Consider the following 22,427-nt stretch of genomic DNA (forward strand, 5'->3'; position numbering starts at 1 on the left):
CCCGGCTCCCGTGGCGTCACGGCCGTTCGCGTGCCACCCAGCCCCGCTCGTGCGCGTGCCGGCCCAGTCGCGACCGCCGACCCCTGCCACCCGCACCCCCGTTCGACGCCCCCCCCCGACACGCCGTCCTCACGCGTCACGGCGTACGGCATTTTCCCGATGCCCCGTTCCCATCCGGCGCCCGCGGTGGACAATGACCGGCATGAGCCAGCAGGGGGGAAGGCCCACCGGTCACTCCGACGACTGGTGGAGGCAGCTGTACGACGACTCCGTCGAGGACACGGGCCCCACGCCCACACCGGACTCGCTGGACGACCGGTTCGCCTCCGCGTCGGACGCACTGACCGGCCGCCCACCGCAACCACCACCACCTCGCGTACCGGCACCACGCAAGGGCTCCACACCGCCCGCGGATGCGGCGGACGGACCCGCGCCTCGTCCGGAGTCGGAGTCGGAGCCGGTGGCGTCGACGCCGCCCGGCAGGCCCGCACCCGACGGCCCCGCCACCCCCCGGCCCGAGGCGCCCCTCCCGAGACCCGCGGCCGATCCCCGGCCACCCCGAGGCCCCACCGCCTCGGCGACCGGCAGCCCCACGCCGCCCCCGTCCCCGCCCCCACTCCCACCCGACGGCCGACGACAGTCACCCGCCGCCCCCGCAGCCCCCACCACCCCCGCGCCCGGCACCCCGGCCACCCCGCCCCCCACCCCCCCCACCCCCCTCGCCCACGTCGGTTCCGGCCCCCCGACCTACGACCCGGAGCCGACCGCCCTGCCCGCCGCCGACCCCGACGATCTCGGGGACCTCGTGCCGGACACGGTGCTCGACGGCGCCCGGTACGGCACGTGCACCCTGCGCGCGGCCTCCGTGCGCGGCGACTCCGCCCGGTACCGCGGGGAACCGCGCCGCGACACGCTGCTCACCGCCCGCTTCGGCACCGGCGACCAGGCGCTGCTGCTGGTGGCGATGGCCACGGGCGCGCGGGCCACCCCGCACGCGCACCGTGCCGCCGCCGAGGTGTGCCGGTGGATCGGCGGAGCCGTGGGCCGCAGCCACGCCCGTCTCGCGGAGGACATCCGCGCGGGCCGCCGCGGCGACCTGAAGTCCGGCCTGCACCGGCTGACCGACCGCAGCCTCGGCAGGCTCCGGGCGAGCGCCGCCGACCAGGGCCTGCGCCCGGAGGAGTACGCGGCCACCCTGCGCTGCCTGCTCCTGCCGACCGACCCGCAGTGCCGCACCCGGGTGTTCTTCGGTGTCGGCGCGGGCGGCCTGTTCCGGCTCCGCGACGGCGGCTGGCAGGACATCGAACCGCGGGTCACCGAGGCCGTGGGGGAGCCCGTCGTCGGGTTCGGCTCACCGCCGTCCGAGACCCCGGAGGGCGACCGGCTCACCCTGGACCTGGGCATCCCCGCCCCTCCGAGCCCGTACGAACCGGCCCCCACGACACCCCGCGAACCCTTCCGTTTCCGCGCTTCGGTCGCCCGTCCGGGTGACGTCCTGCTGATGTGCACCGAGGGTCTCGCCGAGCCCTTGCGGGGTGAGCCGCAACTTCCCGCCCATCTCATCGGACGGTGGTCGCACCCGCGGCCGCCGGGCCTCGCCGCGTTCCTCGCCGACACCCAGGTCCGGGTGAAGGGGTACGCCGACGACCGTACGGCGGCGGCCGTGTGGGAGGCGTAACCGCGCACGGTGTGGATTCATGGACCGGGGGGCCGCACCGCCGCATCCGCCGCCGAGCGAAGGGGCTCAGGGATCCATGGCCAAGCAGAACGTCGCCGAGCAGTTCGTCGACATCCTCGCCCGCGCGGGGGTGACACGCCTGTACGGCGTCGTCGGCGACAGCCTCAACCCGGTCGTCGACGCCGTCCGCCGCAACCCCGCCCTGGAGTGGGTCCACGTCCGGCACGAGGAGACCGCCGCGTTCGCGGCCGGCGCCGAGGCCCAGATCACCGGGAAGCTGACCGCCTGCGCGGGCTCCTGCGGCCCCGGCAACCTGCACCTCATCAACGGCCTGTACGACGCCCACCGCTCCATGGCCCCGGTCCTCGCCCTCGCCTCGCAGATCCCGTCCAGCGAGATCGGCCTCGGCTACTTCCAGGAGACCCACCCCGACCGGCTGTTCCGCGAGTGCAGCCACTACTGCGAACTGATCTCCAGCCCGCGGCAGATGCCCCGCCTGCTGCAGACCGCCATCCAGAACGCGGTCGGCCGCTCCGGCGTCAGCGTCGTCTCCCTCCCCGGCGACCTCGCCGCCGAACCGGCACCCGACAAGACCGTCGAGACCGCCCTGGTCACCGCCCGGCCCACGGTCCGCCCCGGCGACGAGGAGATCGACAAGCTCGCCGGCCTGATCGACCGGGCCGAGAAGGTCACCCTGTTCTGCGGCAGCGGCACCGCCGGCGCGCACGCCGAGGTGATGGCCCTCGCGGAGAAGATCAAGTCACCGGTGGGCCACGCCCTGCGCGGCAAGGAGCACATCCAGTACGACAACCCGTTCGACGTCGGCATGAGCGGCCTGCTCGGCTACGGCGCCGCCTACGAGGCCACCCACGAGTGCGACCTGCTGATCCTGCTCGGCACCGACTTCCCGTACAACGCCTTCCTGCCCGACGACGTCGCCATCGCCCAGGTCGACGTACGCCCCGAACACCTCGGCCGCCGCTCCAAGCTGGACCTCGCCGTGTGGGGCGACGTGGAGGAGACGCTGCGCTGCCTGATCCCGCGGGTGAAGGAGAAGACGAACCGGCGCTTCCTGGACAAGATGCTGAAGAAGCACGCCGAGGCGCTGGAGGGTGTCGTCAAGGCGTACACCCGCAAGGTGGACAAGCACGTGCCCATCCACCCCGAGTACGTGGCGTCCGTCCTCGACGAGATCGCCGCCGACGACGCGGTGTTCACGGTCGACACCGGCATGTGCAACGTGTGGGCCGCCCGCTACATCACCCCCAACGGCCGCCGCCGCGTCATCGGTTCCTTCTCCCACGGCTCCATGGCGAACGCGCTGCCCATGGCGATCGGCGCCCAGTTCACCGACCGCCGCCGCCAGGTCGTGTCGATGTCCGGGGACGGCGGCTTCTCCATGCTGATGGGTGACTTCCTCACCCTCGTCCAGTACGACCTGCCGGTCAAGGTGGTGCTCTTCGACAACTCCTCGCTGGGCATGGTGGAGCTGGAGATGATGGTCGCCGGACTGCCCTCCTACGGCACCACCAACAAGAACCCCGACTTCGCCGCCGTCGCCCGCGCGTGCGGTGCCTACGGCGTACGGGTCGAGAAGCCCAAGGAACTGGCCGGCGCGCTCAAGGACGCCTTCCGGCACAAGGGCCCCGCCCTCGTCGACGTCGTCACCGACCCCAACGCCCTGTCCATCCCGCCGAAGATCAAGGCCGAGATGGTCACCGGCTTCGCCCTCTCCGCCTCGAAGATCGTCCTGGACGGCGGCGTCGGCAAGATGCTCCAGCTGGCCCGCTCCAACCTCCGCAACGTGCCCCGGCCTTAGCTCCACCCCCGTCCGGCCGTGCGTCGGCTCGGTCGCACCCCCTCAGCTGTCCGGCACCCAGGCGCGGGCCGAGGTGTCGTACGTGTGGTGGGGCAGGCCCTCGATGGCGCTCGTGCGGAACGGGCGGCCGTGGTCGTCGACGCGGACCGTGCCGGTGCGGCCCTGCGAGGACCAGTCCAGCTCCAGCCACCAGCGGCAGTCGCAGCCCGAGGTGCGCGCGGTGACCAGCAGCACCTCCGGATCCTCGGCGGACACCCGGTACGGCAGCCGGACCGCCGGGATCGGGGTTCCGGCGTCGTTCCCGGGCACCGAGCGGGCGATCGGCCGGTCCTTGTCCAGGTCCACCGCGAAGTGGCGGGGCGTGAGCGCGCCCCCGCAGCCCTGGTCCATGGCGTACGCGTGCCCCCGCGCGGGTTCCGCGCGCCCCGCCACCCGCACCCGCAGCGCCTCCAGCACGACCGCCGTGGCGGACAGGCCCTGCACGGAGATCCGTACGTGCGTCTCCTCGCCGTGCACCGCGCTCTGCGCCGCCGCCCACACCCCGGCGTCCTGCGGTGCCGGGGGCGGCGGGACCTGGGCGGGCGGCTTCCCGACGACGTAGTCGTGACCGCATCCCTGCGCCCACACGTGCGAGTCGACGGTCCAGGCGAGGGGGACGGCGGCGGGGGAGGAGGAGGGGGCGGCGTCGGGGGCGGGGTCGGTGCGGTGGGTGGCGGAGGAGCTGGGGCCGGACTTCTCGCGCTCCTTCTTCCCTTCCGGCGTCGTGGGTGACGCGGTCGCCGAGGACGCGGCGGGGGACGGGGACAGCGAGGGCGTCGGCGAGCTGTCCGGCGCGGCCGCGGGGGCGGTGGTACGGGACCGCGGCGCCGCCTCGGCGGAGGGGCCGCGGTCCGTGGGGAGCGCGGCGAGGCTTCCGAGGCTGCCGAGGGTGGCGAGGAAGGCGCCGGCGACGGCGGCGGTGACGACGATCCCGGCCTCGGGGAACATCGGTACAGCGATTGGCGCTGAGAACGATCATGGTTAGGGCGTGAGAGCGGTGACCCGGTTCTCGTACTCGCGGCGGGCCTTGCGCTGGGCTGGGATCACCCGGGAACCCTGGCCGCCGTTGAGTGGTTGGCAGCGGACGAGGAGCTGGCGGTGCACGGCGGGGACGGCGCTGACGCGCAGGGTGTAGCCCTGCCCGCGCCGTACGGTCGTCCCTTGGTCGAGCGCGGCCCGCTCGGCGGGCTCCAGCTCGGTGGCGTGGAGGAAGTCGGCGACCTTGCCCGGCATGTCGAGGGTGACCGGCAGCTCCGGCGCCGGAACGTCCTCCTCGATGGCAGTGTGGTCGGGTAGGAGGTCGGCGACGGCCGTGCGGATCGCGCCGCGGCTGACGCCGTGGTCGCGCGCGAGGGCGGCGATGGAGCGGCCTTCCAGGTACGCGGCGCGCACGTCGGCGCTCTTGTCGGCCGTCACGACGGGGCGGCGCCCGCCCTTGCTGCCCTTGGCTTCGGCGGCGCGCAGCCCGTCGTAGGTGAGCTCGCGCTGGAGGTCGCGTTGGAGTTCGCCGGCGGCGGCGAGGGTCTGCACCATGAACTTCACGGTCGACAGCAGCTCGCCGGTGCGCGGGTGGCGGGCGGTGAGGTCCATCGCGGAGAACGCGCCGTCGTGGATACGCAGGGCGAGACGGTCGCGGTGCAGGACGTCGAGCACGTCGAGGATGTGGCCGGTGCCGCGCACGAGGCGGAACATCTCGGAGATGTGCACGGTGTCGCCGGGCCGGGCGTAGTCGAGGAGCGCGCGGAACTTCGGGCGCTGGAGGGGGTGGCGGCGGCTGGAGGTCCCCGGGTCCTCCTCAAAGACGACCGGGTCTTCGATGCCGGCCTCGTGAAGGACGAGGTTCTGCCGGGCGGTGGACTGCTGGTCGGTCGAGACCCGCTTGTAGACCAGGTTCGCCACTCGTGGGCTCCTCCCGTTCGGAGGATCGGACCCTATCTGTCGTCAAACCCTGTCAGCAATCACCATCGGATCTGATTGGATTCGGGCCGCCGCGAACCCCGGATTCCCCAGGCTCATTGGACGCGCCCGCGGCCTGTCGTCAAACGATCGTTTGACGACAAGCAGGCGGGCCGAGCGCGTTCCTGGCTGCACGCGGTGTGGGGAGAGGCGGTGCTTTGAGCCTGGCGGCGGCGACACCAGTGGCACGGCGCCCTGGCGCCGGCCGTGGCGGGGCGGGCGTCGGCGCGGCCGGTCGTGACGGGCCGCCCGCACGCCCCGCACGGCCGCCCCGATCCGCTCCTGCCGCTGCGTCTGCGTGTCAGGGAGGTGCGGGTCGTTCGCGAGCATGTCACCGCCTTCAGCCGCGGCGCGCCGCGCGGTAGGGCGGCTCGGTCTCTCAGAGGCGGACGCCATCGATCTCGATGGTCTGGATGGAGTAGGCGCCGAACAGCAGTGAGAGGCGCTTGCCGTCCAGGCGTGCGTCGGAGATGCGCTGGTACTGGCGGGCGATGCGGTAGCGGGGGCTGGCGTCGGTGACCCAGCGGCGTGCGGTGCGGCCGACGGTGCGGAAGCGGGACAGGTCGTAGGTGACCCGCTCGGAGGTGCGGCCGCGGACGGTGACCAGGACCAGGCGGTGCTGGTCGGGGTCGTAGGCGGCGACGGTTGCCTGGTCCCCGCTGTCGATGATCAGCATGCCGGGACGGATGTGCCGGGCGTACTGCGCGAACACGAAGTACCGGTTGGTCACGAGGCGGCCGGTGCCTGGATAGGGCGTGGTGACGCCCAGCCGGCCGCCCTTGCGCCGGGTGTCGGCGCTGTAGGTGGCTTTCAGCAGGCCCCAGCTGTGGTTGCGGCCGGTGTCCTGGTCGATGACGCTGCCGGCGACCGGCTGCCAATAGCACCAGGCGGTCGGATGCAGGTAGCGCATGTCCAGCGAGATCTGGTTGGCGAGATACAAGCCGTGCTCGGCACGGTCTCCGTACTCGCTTTGCCACAGGCGCTTGCCCCTCGCGTGCACGCGGCGGTAGAGGCCGGTGCGCCAGCCGCCGTCGTCGTTCTTCATGTAGCCGTGGGTGTTCACCTGGCCGATATAGTGGTCCGCGCCGTGCTCGACCATGTGCTCCCAGGTGGTGACGGCCTGCTGGTAGTAGCTTTCGTCCGAGGCGGCCACGGCGACGTCGGACAGGCCGCGCACGTCGAGCTGCCGGCGTAGGAGGCGGACGATCCGCTGCTGGGTGGGCCTGCTCATGTGGCAGCCTTCGGTGTGCCCGGTGGCTACCCACCAGTCGGCCGTCGGCTCGTTGAACGGCTCGACGGAGCGGAAGCGGATTCCCCAGTGCTCCCGCGCCCGCTTGGCGACGATGGCGAGGTAGCGGGCGTGCTGTTCGTGGTTCCAGCTTTGCAGGTTCTCGCCGCCGTCTCGCGCGCCGCAGGGGTTGTGGTTCTTGCACATCCACCAGATCGGCGACAGGGAGAACATCTGCATCACGTTCGCCCCGCGAGCCTTCGCCTTGAGCAGCATGGCCCGCTGTTCGGCGTCGTTGTCCCAGTTCCAGCTGTCGCTGTTCGGGTTGGCGTTGCGCCAGTTGACCCAGAAACCCTCGATCTTCCGGTAGGCCGGCATCGAGGGCGAGTGGACCATGCGGGGCCCGCCCGGCCACGCGGGCTGGAACATGCACGATCCGAGTTCGTAGCGCACCACGTTCAGGCCCAGCCCCGGCAGGGTGCGCCCGAGGACCGACACCCAGCGCCGCGTGAAGAACAGGTCCGCCAGCGTGTCGTTGCGCCCGAAGACGTTCGCCCAGAAGGCCAGGGACGCCCCCCATCCCTCCCAAGTGCCGTACCTGCGGTAGGGGTTGACCCGGGTGGTGTAGTTCGCCCAGGCCGATGACGCGGGCAGCAGGCTCACCGCACCCGCCGCGACCGTCGCCGCTCCCGCCTCCAGCAGTTGGCGTCGTGTCGTCATCACTGCCTCCTCCGTGTCGCACGAGCGAGCGCGGTGTCCCGCCCCGATAAGGGGCTGGACACCGCCCGCCGCCCCGGCCACCGAGCCTGCGGTGGCCAAGCGCTCATTCGTCTCATGGCGTAGGGCCCTACGCTTGGCCCAAGTCGCAGGCCCGTGCGGCGACGCCGGGGCGCACGTACGCGTCCGTCAGGGTGTAGTAGCACAGCGCCCAGTCGCTCTTGGCGTGGTAGCAGCCGTAGAAGTGATCGAGTTCGTAGGGGTAGCCCTGGCTTTCCAGGTAGGCCAGGCAGGTTTGGGTGTCGGCTTGGGCTGCGGGGGCGGTGAGGAAGACACCTGAGGCAGCCAGGGTGAGACACCCGAGCGTGGTGGCGATCTTACGGATGATGTTCATGGGAGGACCTCCGCGTGTCGCCCCTCGTGGGGGGCCTTTTGCACATTGCATGCATGTCTTGGCAGGGATGAACCAATCCCTGCCGTACGGGGCGTGCGGGAGCACGTCACAGCGCAGCGGCGCTGTTTCGGCACACCCTCTGGTGGCGGATGTCGTCGCGTGCCGGACTGTTTCGTGGGACTCGCCGATGGCTGTGGCGTGCGCGTACGGAGGAGCCGGTCGGACGGAAGCCGGTCGGGTGGCGGCCTGCCGATTCGTCTGGGCGGCGACGCCTGGCACGGGTTTCCCGCGAACGGACGGTGGCTGGAGCGCTGCCGACGGCATCGGGGATGTCCGCCGTGGGTGATGCCGGCGCAGGGCCGCCCCGCAAGGCTTCGACCAGACATTTTGGAGGTGTGGTCGTCGGTGGCTGAGGCTGTCAGTCGCCGATCTTCTTGTAGGCGACCTTGACCCTGCCGTTGGCGTCGGACCAGACGTGGGAGGCGATGACCTCGCTGGCGGGTGCGACTTGTCGTCCGAGGTGCTGGACGACTTCGGCGCGGATCACGGTCGGGCCGGTGGTCCTGACGAAGGCGACGGTGGTGGCGGTGGAGCCGATGGCGTGGTTGATGTCGTCACGGCGGTAGATGATGAGTACCTCCGTGCCCTGGACCGGGGATCCGGCGGTGACGTTGAACAGGCGGCCGCTCATCCACGCGTCGGTGTCCACGCCGTGCCGGCTGGCGAACTGGCCGCGGAGCACTCCCGTCACCTCGTACACGCCCGCGTCGGGGAGGGTGATCTGGGCGTCAGGGATCGGTGTCCATTGGCCGGCCGGGACGTTCGTCAGGTCGGTGAACGCCTGCCCTACGGCCTCGCCGTACTTGGGGGTGAGCCGCGCGCCGATGGTGACGCTGCGGGGGCAGCCCTCCTCCACCTGCACGTCGATGTCGACCGACCGCTCGGGGCCGACGTTGCCGCCGGGGGCGATACCGGTGTAGTCGGTCCTGGGCACCCGCAGCCCGTGCTGAGTGAGAGTCAGCGCGTTGCAGGGAGCCGGGTCGATGTCGTACTTCTTGCTCTGCCCGGGGGGAGTGCTCATCGTCGGGTGCCGCCTTCCGTCAGGTGTTCGGGGCTGTCCGAGCGCGGCGTCGGGCAGTTCACGTGTGCGTGCACCACGACGACCGCGAGTGACACGAGAAGGACAGCGCACGCCAGGGGCGGCGGAAAGCGGGGTGGTCCTCTGTCGGCCACGTGCGTACCGCGTGTTTGGCCGGACACATCCCCCACTGCCTGCACGGTGCACCGGCGGCCTGGACACCAGCAGCCGCACGCACTTCACACCGCACGACCGCTTCTTTGGTCATGGCCGAAAGAGCGTCTGCGTCAGTCACCCGACCGGTTGCCTCTGCAGTACAGCAGGTTGACACTGCCGGGCGGTCCACGGTGGTGCCCTCCCCCTTCCAGCATGGCTGCGAACCGAGCCGTGACCAGCAGGACTGGCGCACGCTGTAAACCGTCGGCTGCTCCCACCCGCTGTTTGGGGTTTTGCCCACCAGTGGTCCCGGCTTCGGCCGGGTGCCGAGCACGCAGACGCCCGTCTGAGTGCCCCTTGCGCCTGGCCATACGCGAAGCCCGACAGCCCAGGTCGGGCGCTCCGGGGTTGCGGACCTCGTCGGCGACGGTCCCGTCGTTTCCCGATGCCTGGGCCGGCCCTGCGGTCCGCAGACGAGGGCTCGCATGCTCATCACTGCCGTGATTGGCGACCCTCAGCCCTGTCTGCCTCCGTCGTCTTCCTCGTCCAGTTCCGGCGTGTCCGGGTCGCGCAGCGGGCGCAGGGCGCCGGCGGCCGGGACGCTGGCGGTGAAGCTGTAGCGGCCGAGCAGGTTCAGGTTGCGGTGCTTGAGCGGGGAGAGCCGGGCGATGTCCTCGTCCCGGATCTCGTGGCCCTCGGCGCGGAGCTGGGCGACGGCGGCGTCGATGTACTTCGTGGTCCAGAGCACGATGGCGTTGAGGACCAGGCCGAGCGCGCCGAGCTGGTCCTCCATCCCGTCGCGGTACGCCTGGTGGATGGTGCCGCGCTTGCCGTGGCATACGTCCCGGGCAAGCTTGTGCCGGGACTCCTGCACGGTGAGCTGCCGGTTCATCCGCCGGCGGTAGGTGTCGTCCACCGGATCGACCACCCGCAGCAGGTGCTCGGTCTTGGCGATCCGCCCGTACTCCGCGAAAGCCGCCCCGAGCGGGGTCGGGCGGCCGTCGCGGCCGAACATGCGCAGCAGGTCGTAGGCGCGGACCTGGTTGGTGACCAGGGATCCGGCGACCTTCAGCATGTCCGGCCAGTGCGTGATCACCTTGTTCAGGTTCACGCGGTTGCGGGCCAGGTCCTCCACCGCGCCGTACGTGCCGGTCTGGACGCCGGGCATCGTGGCCCGCCAGAACCGCTGGTCGTCCAGGTCGCGGAACCGCGGGCTGAAGTTGTAGCCGAGGATCTTGAACAGGCCGAACACCATGTCGGAGTACGAGGCGTTGTCGGTTGCCACCATCTCCGGCTTCACCCCGCCGTCCAGGTTCAGCAGCGCGTCCAGGATGTGCAGGGAGTCACGCGGGGTGCCGGGCACGACCATCTGCCCGATGCCCGCGACCTGGTCGTTGACCGCGTTGAGCCAGGTGATGCCGCGCTTGAACCCGAAGTACTTCGGCGACGGGGCGGCGTTGATGGTGCGCACCGGCACCTGGAAGCGCAGCCCGTCCACGGAGGCGAGCAGCCCGTCACCCCAGTGGCGCACGATCGGGATGCCGGCCTATGCGGCGATGAGAGCTGTGTTCGCCGCGGCGATGGTGTCGGCGCGCAGGTAGTACTGGTCGACGTGCACGAGCCGGGCCCGGGTCAGGGCCTCGTACCCGGGGTTGACCACCGGGGCCAGGCCGATGTTGCACGCCTCGGACACCAGCAGCGCGACCACCGAGGTGGGCAGGTCCTTCATCCGGGTGGTGCCGTCGCCGAGGTGTACGAAATCGTCGAGGAAGCCGGTCCAGGCGTTCACCTCGAACAGCAGGTCCGGCAGGTCGATCTTCGGGAGCATCTTCTCGACCCGCTGGCGCAGCCAGGTCAGGGACTTCGGTTCGCCAAGCGCGCCTAGCTTGTCGACGTTCAGCTTCACCCGCCCGTCGTCCTGCACCTCGATGGAGACCTTCGCCGCCGGCCCCGCCTCCTCCAGACGTTCGGCGAGCTGCTTCCATCCGGCGTCCAGGCCCCGCACCAGCTCCGCCAGGTGCTCGGTGACGGGCATGTCCAGGCTCAGGGCCGCCAGGACGTCCTCCTCAACCGCGTCCCAGTCGGGCCCGTCCAGCAGGCGGGCCCGCGGGTTGGACCAGCGGTGCGACGGTGCGGCGAACACGTCGCGGTTGTTCAGGGCCCGGTGCAGCTGCTCCAGCACGCACACCACGTATGCGTCCCGGTCCACCGCCCCCTGCGGCAGATCGGGGTTGGCGTACACCGCCTTGCGCCACGCCGGCGGCACGAGCTTGTCGTCCACCTCGCGCGGCAGCAGCGGCTTGATGCCCACCTTCCGCCGGGCCAGCGCCGGAAGGCCGCGCACCCCCGCCAGGACCCGCTTGCCCGCGCTCGCCGCGTCCAGCGCCTTCGACTCACCCAGCAGCGCGAGGAACGGGCGCACCGTGGCGTACCGGTTAGCGAGCGCGGCCCGCATGGCGACCTCGGCCGAGTTCTCGTCCTCGGGTACCAGCGAGACCGCCGTGGCCGCCGCGGTCATCACGGCGGCGCGCGGGGCGACCTCCTCCACCGCCGCCCACAGCGCGGCCACGTCCAGGTCCGCCTCCTGCTCCTCCACCAGCTCCAGCTCACCGAACAGCACCTTCGCCGCTCGCGCGAGCACCCGCGACGCCTTCTCCAGCTGCGGCAGCGTCGACAGCCGCTCCCTCTCCGTCTTCCGCTTCGCCGTGTTCAGCAGCCGGGTGGCCATCAGGACCTGGAACAGGTCCAGGGCCTCATCGATCGCCTTCGCCTCCAGGTGCCGCATCACCGCGGTGAGCATCGCCGTGCGCTTGGGCTCCGCCACCCGCTCCAGCAGCGGCGCCTTCGACCCCAGCGCATGCCGGGCCAGCGCCGCCATCCGGTTCGGCGGGATCTGCGACAGCCTCAACCGCCCGAGCCGGTACGCGCCGATCTCGTCCACCCGCTCCAGCGCGCGGGCGAACGCCGTGCCCGTCGTCCGCGTCGGCGGCCGGCGCAGCCGCTCCAGCTCCGAGAACCGCGAGCCCTCCGGCGTCTTCAGCGTCGCCACCAGGTCCCCGGGCAGCGCCGGGTCCGCGCGGCGGGCGGCACCCGCGACCGTAGCGTGCAGCCGCCTCTCCGCGACCTTCCGCACCTCCGACACCTGCCGAGCCAGCACCGAGACACCAGGCAGCAGCACCCGGTGACGGCGCAGCCAGCCCACCGCGTGGTCGAACAGCGCCTTCGGGCCCTCGGCGTGGGTCCAGGCCCGGCCGTGCAGGAACGTACGGAACCGCCGCGACCACTCCGCATCCTCGTACTCGCGGTACCCGTAGGCGTCCCGGATCTCCCACGCGTGCTCGTACGCCGTTTTCGACCGCTCGGTGTACCGCTTCACCACCGACGGGTCCTCGTTGCCGAGCTGCCCGGCCAGGTGCTCGACCACCGACCACGGCACGTCGATCGGGTCGTCCGGGAGGAACCGGCCGATGTAGCGCACCGTGCACATCTGGAGCGCGAAGCCCAGTTGGTGATGCGTGGAGCGTCGCAGCGCGATCAGATCGCGGTCGACGTCGTCCAGGAAGAAGAACCGCTCCAGCTCGGGGCGGGTCGGCTCCTCGGCGAACTTCCCGTACGCCTCGGCCTGCTCATCAGTCAGAAACTCCACCGGCACGAGGCGGACCGTAGCCAGCGCCGGTACCCGTCCGGCGATCTTTCCGCGAACCCCAGCGGAGCCCCCAGCCAGTGTGCTAGCCGACCATGATCGTTCTCAGCGCCAACGGCTGTACCGATGTTCCCCGAGGCCGGATCCGGCGGCGACGGCCCCAGGGGGCGGGGGGCTGCGCCGGGGCGACGTGACCAGCGCGCTCGCCGGGCTCCCGGGACGCTTTGGGACCGTCGGGCCCGCGGGAGGCGTCAGGCTTGGTGGGCTCGGTGCGCTCGGTGGGCTCTTCGGTCTCTTCCAGCTGGTCGGACTCCGCGGGCTCTCCGGGCGCCGCCCCCGGCTCTCCGGGCGCCGCCCCCGGCTCTCCCGGCGCTTCCCGCTGTTCCGGCTCTTCCGGCTCCTCGCCGGCCGTGGGGCCGGTGGCCGGTGCCGGGGGGGGGCGGGTGCGGGCCGCGAGGGCGGCCAGCCAGCGGCGGTGCAGGTCGAGGCGCTCCTCGGGCGTCGCGCCGCACAGCGCGGCGAAGCGTTCGACGGGGGCGAAGTCCTGGGGGACCGCGTCGCCCGCGCAGTAGCGGTGCAGCGTGGAGGTGTTCATCTGGAGGCGCCGGGCCAGCGCGCCGTAGCTGCGATCCGTACGCTCCTTCAGCCCGCGCAGCAGCGCCGCGAACTCTGCGACCTCGTCGTCGTGTCCCGACACCCTTCCCCCGTGTGCTCGCGTCCCCGGGACGGCATCCCAGGCACTCCCTGTACGTGCACGTCAGACGGGGTGGGATGGTTCCATGCCGACGGATCCGGCGTCCCCTGTTGCGCCCCCGCCGCAGCCCGCCGATGCTCGACATGTCGCCCCGGGAGCCGGTCCGGCCCGCCGGCGGTGGGCGGCAGTCCACACTCACGCACTCGCCCACGGGGAGACCCATGCCCATCCGTACCCGAGCCGGAGCGCTCACCGCAGTCGCCGTCGCCGCGCTCACCGGCGTCACCGCCCTCGCCGCCCCGGCGGCAGCCGCGCCCTCGCCCGCGTTCCTCTCGGCCGCAGACCTGCCGCCGCACCCGTCCTCGTCGTGGACCGCCGGCGAGGTCACCGACGGGGTGCCGGACGAGCTGCGGCTCTGCCTGGACGAGGTGTTCCCCGGCTACGACTCGCGCTACCGCCCGTTCCACACCGACCTCGACACCAGCGCCCGGCAGCTGACCATCGTCACCGGCAGCACCGCGAAGGCCGCGGCCCTGGCCGACCGGATGAACCGGGAGATCCGTTCCTGCGCGGGCCGTATCGAGCGGAGCGACCCCCAGGTCGAGGCCGGCTACCGCCATTACGGCAGGGTCGCCGTCGAGGAGGGCGCCCGCGTCCACGGGCTGCACACCGAGACCTCCTGGGGCGCGACGGACATCCGTCTGCTGTCGGTGGGACGCGACGGGCGGACCGTCACCGTCGTGGAGTGGTCGCAGATGGGCGACTTCGGGGACGCGCCCGTCCGCGCGTTCCGCAAGACGACGGCCACGGCGGTGAACAAGCTCTACTGACCCGGCGGCCGACCGCCGCACGGTCGCCGGTGGCCGCCGTCCCGCCACGGGGGTGGGGACGGCGGCCACGGGTGCCGGGACCGCGGCCACCGGGACTCGGGAGGGCGCTGTCACCGGGCACCGGGACCGCGGTCACGGGGCGCCCGGACCGCGGTCGGCAGGTCGCTGTCACGGTCGCATTCCGGCCACTTTCACCCCGGCGGTTCCGGTGCCGCGACGGTTGCAGATATGCCACGGTCGGGGAACCACCCGCCTCACCACTGGGCCGTGTACGGCCGGATCGGCAGACGGCAATAGACATGTGAGCCGATCCACGCCGGTCGGCCGCGGGGCCGGGCACGCCGTCCGCGGCCGGTCCGGCGGCCCCCGGCCGCCTCGGGGGTGGCCGAACACCCGGCCGTCGGCGATCCGGTATGACTGGCCCGGTGCCGACCGGGCAAGGATCCCCGTGAACGTGTTCGACCAGGAGGGGAACCGACATCGGCACGCGGGCGGGGGACATGAGGAGTCAGACACGAGGAGGCGGGCCCACCACGGTCGGGGCTCTCACGGCGGGGACGGCGGAGGAGGAGACCGACGGCACCGCGGAGCGGACAGCGGCGCCGCAGCTGCGGCGCAGACTCGACCGGGCGGATCTGCGGGCGGTCCCGGAGGCCCGCCGGGCGCTGCGCGAACTGCTGCGGCAGTGGGGCAGCCCCGGCTGCTCGGCCGTGGCGGAGCTGCTGACCAGTGAACTCGTCACCAACGCGCTGGTGCACACCGACGACGACGCGGTCCTCACGGCCACCGTCGGACCGCGTGGACTGCGCGTGGAGGTGAGGGACTTCGTGGCCCGCCGGCCCACACTGCGCGTACCGGCCGCCGACGACGGTACGCACGGCCGGGGCCTGGTCCTGGTGGAGGCGCTGGCCGCCGCCTGGGGCGTACGCCCGCACGCGGTCGGCAAGGCCGTCTGGTTCGAGCTGACCGAAGACACCGCCGACACCGTGGATGCCGTGGACGCCGCGTGAGACACGGGGCATGAGCACGAGGGACGACACGTGAACGGGACGGGGTGCGGCCCCTTGCGGCCGCACCCCGTCCCGTCGTCGCCCGGTCCCCGGTCCGGCGCTAGCCGAACTGCTGCTCCAGATCCTTGAGCTTGCGTTCCAGGGAGTCCAGGCGCGGCAGGGCCTGGGTGTCGTCCTCCGCGGTCAGGTCCACGGTGACCGGGTCAGCGGATCCGCCGCGGACCGGCTGAAGGGAGGGCCGCACGCGTACCGGCAACGGTTCCGGCGCGGATATGGCAGGCTCCGCGGAGACCATCTCGGAGCCCTGCTCCACCGGCGGCAGATCCACCTGGCGTCCGCCGCCGCGGCCGACGAAACCGCGGTGGCCCCGGCTGATCGCCTTCAGCTGGGCGCGCTCCAAGCGCTCCTTGTCGCGGCGGCGCATCCGCTCCTGCTCCTTCTGGCGCTTGTCCTCGCGGACCTCCTCGACCGCCTCGTCGAGGCTGCGCACGCCTTCCAGGAGCATCAGGGACCAGGCCTTGTACGTCTCGCGCGGGGCCCGCAGCCAGCGCACCACCCGGATCTGCGGCAGCGGTCGGGGCACCAGGCCCTGCTCGCGCAGGGCGGCCCGGCGGGTCTGCTTCAGGGCGCGGTCGAAGAGGACCGCGGCGGACAGGGACATGCCCGCGAAGAAGTGGGGGGCGCCGGCGTGCCCGGCACCGCGCGGCGCGTGCACCCAGTTGAACCAGGCGGCGGCGAAGGCGAAGGTCCACACCAGTATGCGGGAGCCGAGCGCCGCGTCACCGTGGCTCGCCTCGCGGACCGCGAGCACCGAGCAGAACATCGCCGCGCCGTCGAGTCCGAACGGCACCAGGTACTGCCAGCCGTCGGCCAGGCCCAGGTTCTGCTCGCCGAAGCCGACCAGGCCGTGGAAGGAGAGCGCCGCCGCGACCGCGGCACAGCAGAAGAGCAGGCCGTAGGAGACGGTGCCGTAGATGGCCTCCTTGCGTCTGCGGCGTTCCTCGTTGCGCTCCCAGGAGTCGTCGGCGCTCGTGTCCTTCCCCGCGGTCCGCTTGCCGCGCGCGAGCACCGCCACCGCCGTCAGCATGCCCAGGAGCAGTACGGCGCCCGGAAGCAGCCAGTTCAGCGATATCTCGGTCAGTCTCATCCGGTGGTCCCTTGCCTTGGGATAGGGCGTGACGCCCGCCATAGTGGCCCAATGCCGCAGGCCCTCTGGGGGTTTCGGGGCAAGAGGGCGCCAAGGGGACCCGGGAGGGAGACGGGGACGGCGTTCTGCTCGAACTGCCGTGTGAGCGTGCGGAGTTGAGTTCGAAGAAGACAACCCCTGCGGGTGGTTCGCGGCGGATTTCCCGCAACACGTGAGGAAACGGTCATCAGCTGCCATCGCAGAGATCACCGGTTCGAGGGTGATCGTACGGGGCGGAAGTGGCGGAAGATCAACTCGCCGCGGCGGCGGTCAGCTTGGCGACACGGTCGGCGTCACAGGTGCGCGGGCAGGTGGCGCAGGTGTCCTCGGGGCGCACGGTGTAGAACATGCAGCAGCTCGCCCGGTCCCGGGTGGGCAGCCGCTCGCCGTCCGGGCCGGTCAGCTCGCGGAAGGCCGCGGAGCCGACGTACGGCTTGGTCGCCCCCGGCAGCAGCAGCTCCAGCTCGTGCCGGGCCCGGCCCTGCTCGCCGAACAGGTGGGCGACGTACCACAGGCCCTCCACGACCTCGTCGGTCGCCATGCCCCACAGCGCGCGGCCGCGCCGGCGCATCCGGGGGCCGAAGCCGGCGAGGACCGGCTCCAGGTGCTCGGCCACCGCCGCCCGCACCTCGGCGCGCAGCGCCTCCTCGCCGTCCACCACCCGGGCGCCGGGCAGCGCGGCGGCCGGGTCGCCGGGCAGGCAGGCGAAGCCGGCCGGGCGCACGGCGAGGCGGCCCATGGAGAGGTTGGGGGCGGTGCGGTCGTACGAGACGTGCGTCACGGGGTAGCGCGGGACGCGGCGGTGCAGGAACCAGGGGACGGTGATCAGCAGGCAGGCGGGCCAGGCGTAGCGGTGCAGGCCGAAACTGGCGATCACGTCGGGGCGGGCCTGGTGGCCGTAGTCCCGCAGGACCTGGGCGTCGTCCCAGGCCAGGAAGGTGTCGAGGGCGGCTCCGCCGTCCGCCAGCCCGGCGGCGGAGACCCATCCGCCGCCCTCGGGGGCCGGTTGTCCGGGGGGCAGCTCGGTGACGGTGAGGCCTGGGAACACCTCGGTGAGGCGGGCGTACGCGTCCGCTACGGCCGAAGAGGGCACAGGCATGCCGGAACCGCCCCTTGGGGTCGAGGAACTGATCACTCGGAGGTTTCTCAGAGGTAAGGCTTACCTTACCCAATCGATCGCGAGTTTGAACTACCGCGTCCTGGCTCTAAGGTGCTCGACGGACGAGTAACAACCGGCCGTGATCTTCCCGCCCACCGGCAACCACGACCACAACCGACGACGAGCCCGTCAGGAGGCCCCCGTGAAGCAGCGCGCGCACGGCGCCTCCGGTACGGGGGCCGAGCCGGAGCCGGCGGCTTCCGGGGGTGCGGCGGGCGGCGGGGAGGCGCCCGCGGTCAGGGTGCCGCCCCAGGCGCGGGCCACGGCACCCCAGCCGGCGCGGGGTGAGCACACCCACGGTGAGCAGTCGATTCCGCGGGCGCGGTCGGGGGCGGAGCCCGTGCGGCCGGTCGTGCGGCGCTCGTCCGTGCGCGGGCAAGTCCTCCAGGCGCTGCGCTCCGCGCTGGTCACGGGAGAGCTGCGGCCCGGCGAGGTGTACTCCGCGCCCGCCCTCGGCGAGCGGTTCGGGGTGTCGGCGACGCCCGTCCGCGAGGCGATGCAGCAGCTCGCGCTGGAGGGCGCCGTCGAGGTCGTGCCCAACCGGGGCTTCCGGGTCGTCGAGCGGGGCGCGCGTGAACTGGCGGAGCTGGCGGAGGTGCGGGCGCTGATCGAGGTGCCCGTCCTGCTGCGGCTCGCCCGGACCGTGCCCGCCGCCCGCTGGGCCGAGCTGCGGCCGCTCGCCGAGGCGACGGTGCGGGCGGCGGCCTCCGGGTGCCGGGTGACGTACGCCGAGGCGGACCGGGCGTTCCACCGGGCCGTACTGGGCCTCGCCGGGAACGACCAGCTCGTGCGCATCGCGGACGATCTGCACCGGCGCGCGCAGTGGCCGCCGGCCGGGCTGGCCGGCGGCCGCGACCGCACCGAACTGATGACCGACGCCGCCCAGCACGTCGCCCTCCTGGACGCGCTGATCGCCGCCGACACGGAAGCCGTACGAGCCCTCGTCACCGACCACTACCCAGGCACCCCCACCTGACCCTCGCCCCGATCCGCCCGGCGGCACGCCTGCCGGCGGCTTCGGCCGGTGAGTTGCCCGCTGCAGGAGTCCGGGCCGGCCGTGGCCGGGTGCGGGTGCCCCGGTGATGGCGTGAAGCCGCCCGCCCCCGCCCGTCCCCTCCCGGCGGCGTGGCGCCCGCTGCTTCGGCGGGCCGGTCGTGCGCTCGCGTGCCGCGGTTCGGGCGAGCCGACTGCCGCGGCAGCAGCCCGCGTCGGCATGAGCCGATCGGCCGCGCGGAGCCTGCGGCCGGTGCGGGGCGGCTGTCCCGCGTGGCCGCCGTGGCGCGGTCGACTTCGCCGGCCACGGCGCCAACCGCCTCGGCGCCTCCGCGCTGGTGCACGGCCTCGCCGTCCCTTGCGGTCGAGGCGGGGCAGGTGCCCGCGTGGTGCCTTGGGGTTGGCGCGGGGCGCCTGGCCCGTGTGCGCCTCGCGGTGGGTGCGGGCCGGCTGTTCCATCCGCGCGCCCCCGCGGCCGGTGGGGCCCTGTCCCGTAGGGCGTCTGTGGTAGGACCGGCCCGGCCGGCTCGCGTGCCCCCGCGGTCGGGGTGCGGCCGGTCCCCCTCCGTCCGGCTCAGGCCGTTGCCGTGCCCGGGGCCGGGGGTGTCAGGTGGCGGGTGAGCCAGGTGGGGACGCCGCCCAGGAGGTGGAAGAGGCGACGGGCCTCCTCGCGCAGGCGGGAGGCCTCCGGTTCGGTCTCGGCGTCGGCCAGGGAGACCAGGGCCGGGGCCGTGCCCACGAGGTAGCCGAGTTCCTCGCGGATGCGCAGCGACTCGGCGAAGCCGTGCCGGGCCTCGGCCAACTCGCCGTCGCGCAGGGCGAGTCCGGCGAGGTGGCGCCAGGTGAAGGAGAGCAGGAGGGCGTCGGAGCGGGCGGTGGCGGCCGCGTGGGCGCGGCGGTAGGCCGCGCGGGCGGCCTGGGGGGAGCGGGTGAGGTTCTCGGCGAGCAGCCCCCGGCGGAAGTCCAGCAGCGCCCGGGCCGGCGCCCCCGGCGGGATCAGCGCCGCCGCCCGGCCCAGCGCGGCGCGGGCCTCGTCGGCGCGGTCCCGAACCGCGAGGAGGGTCGCGGCGTACGCCAAGTACCCGCGTTCACAAGCGGCCGCGCCCCGCTCGCCGTCGGTGTGGGCCAGCGCCTCCGCGGTGCGCAGCGCGTCCTCGGCGTCCTCCCAGCCCTGCTCGGTGTACAGACAGCGCTCCACCAGCAGCGCGGCACGCTGCAACGCGGCGCCCGGCGTGACCGGTTGGAGCAGGGCGGCCGCGTCGGCCCAGCAGGCCCGCGAGCGCAGCCGCCATACCGCGGTCTGGAGTGGATCGTCACCGGCGGTCGTTCCGTTACCAGACATGGCGGTATACGCCACCTCGCCCTCCCCGAGCACGCCATCGAGCTGTTGAGTGGTGGCCGCATCTCAGCACGGATCGCATGGCCCGGCCAAGAGGGTGGGTGAAGGATTTCACAAAGTCGTGGGACTGCGCGCCCGCGGAGGTTCCAGCCGTTTCCCGGCGCGTCCTCAGCTCATCCGCAGTGCCAGGAAGAAGTCCAGCTTGTCCTCCAGGCGGGACAGGTCACGGCCCGTCAACTGCTCGATCCGGCCCACCCGGTACCGGAGCGTGTTGACGTGCAGGTGCAGCCGCGACGCGCAGCGCGTCCAGGAGCCGTCGCACTCCAGGAACGCCTCCAGCGTGGGGATCAGCTCCGCCCGGTGACGGCGGTCGTAGTCGCGCAGCGGGTCCAGCAGCCGGGCGGTGAACGCGCGGCGGACGTCGTCGGGGACGAAGGGCAGCAGCAGGACGTGGGAGGCCAGCTCCTGGTGGCCCGCGGCGCACACCCGGCCGGGGCGGGCGGCGGCCACCCGGCGGGCGTGCCGGGCCTCCTCCAGCGCGCCGCGCAGCCCCTCGGCGGAGTGCACGGCCGCGCTGACGCCGAGCGTGACCCGGCCGTCGCCGTCGAGACCCGCGGACAGCGGCTCGCGCACGGCCGCGAGCAGCGCGTCGGCGAGGACACCGCTCTCGGAGCCGTCGTGCTCGGCGGAGACGGCGGGCAGCGGGACGAGCGCGATGGCCTCGTCGCCGGCGTGGGCGACGGCGATCCGGTCGGACGGCTCCGGCCCGGTCGCCTGCGGGTCGACGAGGATCTCCTCCAGCAGCGACTGGGCGGCCGGACCCGTCTCGCCCTCCCCGCCGTCCCATTCGACGCGGGCGACCACGACCTGCCAGTGCGGGGCGGCGCCGAGCCCGGGCAGCAGCACCGGGGCGGCCACCCGCAGCCGCGCGGCGATCTCGGCGGGCGCGGCGCCGGTCTGCACCAGCTCCAGGACCTCCTGGGCTAGCCGCCGCCGCACGGTGCGCGCGGCGTCCCTGCGGTCCCGCTCCACCGCGATCAGCTGGGTGACGCCGTGCAACAGGTCGAGCCGTTCCTCCGCCCAGTCCCCGGCGTCCGCCTCCACGACGAGCACCCAGTCCGCCAGCACGTTCTCGCGGACGTCGCGGGAGGCCTGCGGGGTGCGGGCGGTGCTGCGGATGGGGAACAGGGAGTACGTCGAGGAGCCGGCCGGCACCCGGTGCGGGCCGCGCCGGCCGGTGCGGGCGGCGGACAGGTGCTCGGCGGCGAGCCGGACGCACAGCTCCGCCGGCAGCTCGGCGGACTGTCCCGGCCCGGCGGCCTTCGGCCCGGCGATGAGCCGGCCGGTCGGCGACAGCACCCAGGCGCGCAGGTCCAGGTCGGAGCCGAGCAGGTCCAGGACCACGTCGGGGCCGCCGCCCGCCGGACCGGAGGTCATCATCCGCCGGTGCCGGTCGACGACGGCCGCGAGATCTCCGGCCCGCTCCCCGGAGACCTGCCGGACGACATGCTCGGTGATCGTCGCGAAGGCCACCGACTCGTGCACCGCGAACAGCGGCAGCCGGTGCTTGGCGCAGGCCTCCAGCAGGTCCTCGGGGATGTCCCCCAGCTCGGCCTCACCGACGGCCAGGGCGGCCACTCCCGCCTGCACGAGGATCCGCACGAACGGCTCGGAGTCGGCGGCGTCCCGGCGCCAGGCGAGGCCCGTCAGGACCAGCTCGCCACCCGAGAGGTAGCGGCTGGGGTCCCGCAGGTCGGTGGTCATCACGCCCCGCACCGTGCGGTCCAGCTCGTCCTCGCCGCCGAGCAGCCTGAGGCCCAGCGCGTCGGTGTCCAGCAGTGCGCGCAGCCGCATTCTCGTCGCCGCCGTTCTTTGTCTCGAAACTTACGATGAAACTGTTGGGGTTGGTGGGTTGTGGTCCGCGGGCCGTTCGACGGGCCGACACAGGGTCGTCCGATGCGGTTGCTCACCGTCTCCTCCGCGCCGCCCCAGGTCACGCGCCCGGGCCGGACGTTGCCGGAGGAAAACAGAGAGGTGCTGAGGGCCTTCGTTCATACGAATCTACAAGATGACCGCCCTCACCAGCCAACTCCTTCATGGTTTCTGCGACTGACCGCCCCGGAGCACGGCGCTGTGTACTGGCTCCACTCCGCATGAACGGAAGGTGAACGAGTCGGGCCCCAGACCCACGGATTGGCTCGATCCGCACACCCCACCCGAAGAAGAGAGCCGGTCATGGACTTCCTTCGCCCCGCCAGCCGGGAGGAGGCGCTCGCCGCGCAGGCCGAGCACCCCACGGCCGTGCCGATCGCCGGGGGCACGGACGTGATGGTGGAGATCGACTCCGGCCACCGCCGGCCCGGCCACCTCGTCGACGCCGGCCGCACCGGCGAGCCGGCCGCGTGGGAAGCCGGCGCGGAGCCCGTACGCCTGGGCGCCCGCGTCCCGTACACCGCGATCATGGAGCACCCGCGTGCCGAGCTGCCGGGCCCGGCCCTCGCCTCGCAC

Annotated in this window: 14 protein-coding genes and 3 pseudogenes; 6 read left to right on the forward strand and 11 right to left on the reverse strand. The window is 73.1% G+C overall.

The window, feature by feature from the left end; genetic code table 11:
- The first annotated feature begins 202 nt into the window (after positions 1-202).
- Positions 203-1,678, forward strand: a complete 1,476-nt coding sequence (locus G7Z13_RS27800) for a protein phosphatase 2C domain-containing protein (RefSeq protein ID WP_166002963.1) — start codon at positions 203-205, stop codon at positions 1,676-1,678.
- A gap of 76 nt (positions 1,679-1,754) precedes the next feature.
- Positions 1,755-3,497 carry a pyruvate dehydrogenase gene (locus tag G7Z13_RS27805; RefSeq protein ID WP_166002964.1) on the forward strand — a complete coding sequence of 581 codons (1,743 nt, stop codon included), beginning with the start codon at positions 1,755-1,757 and terminating at the stop codon, positions 3,495-3,497.
- Positions 3,498-3,539: 42 nt separating this feature from the next.
- On the opposite strand, the gene G7Z13_RS27810 is transcribed toward G7Z13_RS27805, so the two are convergent.
- The 7 genes and pseudogenes from G7Z13_RS27810 to G7Z13_RS27840 all read right to left on the reverse strand — a co-directional run.
- Positions 3,540-4,484 (reverse strand): hypothetical protein, encoded by a 945-nt coding sequence (locus G7Z13_RS27810; RefSeq protein ID WP_240926361.1) that lies wholly within the window; start codon positions 4,482-4,484, stop codon positions 3,540-3,542.
- A 33-nt stretch (positions 4,485-4,517) separates the two neighbouring features.
- Positions 4,518-5,435 carry a recombinase family protein gene (locus G7Z13_RS27815; RefSeq protein WP_166002965.1) on the reverse strand — a complete coding sequence of 306 codons (918 nt, stop codon included), beginning with the start codon at positions 5,433-5,435 and terminating at the stop codon, positions 4,518-4,520.
- Between the two features lie 436 nt (positions 5,436-5,871).
- On the reverse strand, positions 5,872-7,440 hold the full coding sequence (locus G7Z13_RS27820) for a glycoside hydrolase (RefSeq protein WP_166002966.1): 1,569 nt from the start codon (positions 7,438-7,440) through the stop codon (positions 5,872-5,874).
- A gap of 127 nt (positions 7,441-7,567) precedes the next feature.
- Complete coding sequence (locus G7Z13_RS27825) at positions 7,568-7,831, reverse strand: hypothetical protein (protein WP_166002967.1); 264 nt, start codon at positions 7,829-7,831, stop codon at positions 7,568-7,570.
- 418 nt (positions 7,832-8,249) lie between these two features.
- Complete coding sequence (locus tag G7Z13_RS27830; protein WP_166002968.1) at positions 8,250-8,912, reverse strand: hypothetical protein; 663 nt, start codon at positions 8,910-8,912, stop codon at positions 8,250-8,252.
- Between the two features lie 667 nt (positions 8,913-9,579).
- Positions 9,580-12,717 (reverse strand): annotated as a pseudogene (locus G7Z13_RS27835) (Tn3 family transposase).
- 427 nt (positions 12,718-13,144) lie between these two features.
- A pseudogene (locus G7Z13_RS27840) lies at positions 13,145-13,405 on the reverse strand (helix-turn-helix transcriptional regulator); the annotation flags it as partial.
- A gap of 218 nt (positions 13,406-13,623) precedes the next feature.
- Between G7Z13_RS27840 and G7Z13_RS27845 the strand changes: the two are divergent.
- Positions 13,624-14,232: a hypothetical protein gene (locus tag G7Z13_RS27845; protein ID WP_166002969.1), complete on the forward strand. Its 609-nt coding sequence runs from the start codon at positions 13,624-13,626 to the stop codon at positions 14,230-14,232.
- 500 nt (positions 14,233-14,732) lie between these two features.
- On the forward strand, positions 14,733-15,242 hold the full coding sequence (locus G7Z13_RS27850) for an ATP-binding protein (RefSeq protein ID WP_166002970.1): 510 nt from the start codon (positions 14,733-14,735) through the stop codon (positions 15,240-15,242).
- 100 nt (positions 15,243-15,342) lie between these two features.
- Here the strand turns inward: G7Z13_RS27850 and G7Z13_RS27855 are convergent, their stop codons facing one another.
- Together G7Z13_RS27855 and G7Z13_RS27860 are read right to left on the reverse strand one after the other, a co-directional pair.
- Positions 15,343-16,389: a DUF2637 domain-containing protein gene (locus tag G7Z13_RS27855; RefSeq protein WP_166002971.1), complete on the reverse strand. Its 1,047-nt coding sequence runs from the start codon at positions 16,387-16,389 to the stop codon at positions 15,343-15,345.
- 289 nt (positions 16,390-16,678) lie between these two features.
- Entirely contained in the window at positions 16,679-17,527 is an 849-nt protein-coding gene (locus G7Z13_RS27860) for a (2Fe-2S)-binding protein (RefSeq protein ID WP_166002972.1), read from the reverse strand.
- Between the two features lie 301 nt (positions 17,528-17,828).
- Here G7Z13_RS27860 and G7Z13_RS27865 point away from each other — a divergent pair, with 301 nt between their 5' ends.
- On the forward strand, positions 17,829-18,563 hold the full coding sequence (locus G7Z13_RS27865; RefSeq protein WP_166005347.1) for a GntR family transcriptional regulator: 735 nt from the start codon (positions 17,829-17,831) through the stop codon (positions 18,561-18,563).
- Between the two features lie 591 nt (positions 18,564-19,154).
- On the opposite strand, the gene G7Z13_RS27870 is transcribed toward G7Z13_RS27865, so the two are convergent.
- Both G7Z13_RS27870 and G7Z13_RS27875 read right to left on the reverse strand, forming a co-directional pair.
- Positions 19,155-19,922 (reverse strand): hypothetical protein, encoded by a 768-nt coding sequence (locus tag G7Z13_RS27870; RefSeq protein ID WP_166002973.1) that lies wholly within the window; start codon positions 19,920-19,922, stop codon positions 19,155-19,157.
- A gap of 165 nt (positions 19,923-20,087) precedes the next feature.
- Positions 20,088-21,773, reverse strand: a complete 1,686-nt coding sequence (locus G7Z13_RS27875) for a PucR family transcriptional regulator ligand-binding domain-containing protein (protein WP_166002974.1) — start codon at positions 21,771-21,773, stop codon at positions 20,088-20,090.
- A gap of 381 nt (positions 21,774-22,154) precedes the next feature.
- On the opposite strand from G7Z13_RS27875, the pseudogene G7Z13_RS27880 reads away from it, so the two are divergent.
- Positions 22,155-22,427: pseudogene (locus G7Z13_RS27880) on the forward strand (FAD binding domain-containing protein); the annotation flags it as partial.

Origin of the sequence: Streptomyces sp. JB150 (assembly GCF_011193355.1) — a bacterium.
Classification (GTDB): Bacteria; Actinomycetota; Actinomycetes; order Streptomycetales; family Streptomycetaceae; genus Streptomyces.

Excerpts from the sequence above, each read along its gene's own strand:
- G7Z13_RS27825 (WP_166002967.1), bottom strand. The coding sequence starts at position 7,831 with ATGAACATCATCCGTAAGATCGCCACCACGCTCGGGTGTCTCACCCTG.
- G7Z13_RS27800 (WP_166002963.1), top strand. The coding sequence starts at position 203 with ATGAGCCAGCAGGGGGGAAGGCCCACCGGTCACTCCGACGACTGGTGG.
- G7Z13_RS27870 (WP_166002973.1), bottom strand. The coding sequence starts at position 19,922 with ATGTCTGGTAACGGAACGACCGCCGGTGACGATCCACTCCAGACCGCG.
- G7Z13_RS27845 (WP_166002969.1), top strand. The coding sequence starts at position 13,624 with ATGCCCATCCGTACCCGAGCCGGAGCGCTCACCGCAGTCGCCGTCGCC.
- G7Z13_RS27805 (WP_166002964.1), top strand. The coding sequence starts at position 1,755 with ATGGCCAAGCAGAACGTCGCCGAGCAGTTCGTCGACATCCTCGCCCGC.
- G7Z13_RS27875 (WP_166002974.1), bottom strand. The coding sequence starts at position 21,773 with ATGCGGCTGCGCGCACTGCTGGACACCGACGCGCTGGGCCTCAGGCTG.
- G7Z13_RS27855 (WP_166002971.1), bottom strand. The coding sequence starts at position 16,389 with ATGAGACTGACCGAGATATCGCTGAACTGGCTGCTTCCGGGCGCCGTA.
- G7Z13_RS27820 (WP_166002966.1), bottom strand. The coding sequence starts at position 7,440 with ATGACGACACGACGCCAACTGCTGGAGGCGGGAGCGGCGACGGTCGCG.
- G7Z13_RS27850 (WP_166002970.1), top strand. The coding sequence starts at position 14,733 with ATGAGGAGTCAGACACGAGGAGGCGGGCCCACCACGGTCGGGGCTCTC.
- G7Z13_RS27810 (WP_240926361.1), bottom strand. The coding sequence starts at position 4,484 with ATGTTCCCCGAGGCCGGGATCGTCGTCACCGCCGCCGTCGCCGGCGCC.
- G7Z13_RS27860 (WP_166002972.1), bottom strand. The coding sequence starts at position 17,527 with ATGCCTGTGCCCTCTTCGGCCGTAGCGGACGCGTACGCCCGCCTCACC.
- G7Z13_RS27830 (WP_166002968.1), bottom strand. The coding sequence starts at position 8,912 with ATGAGCACTCCCCCCGGGCAGAGCAAGAAGTACGACATCGACCCGGCT.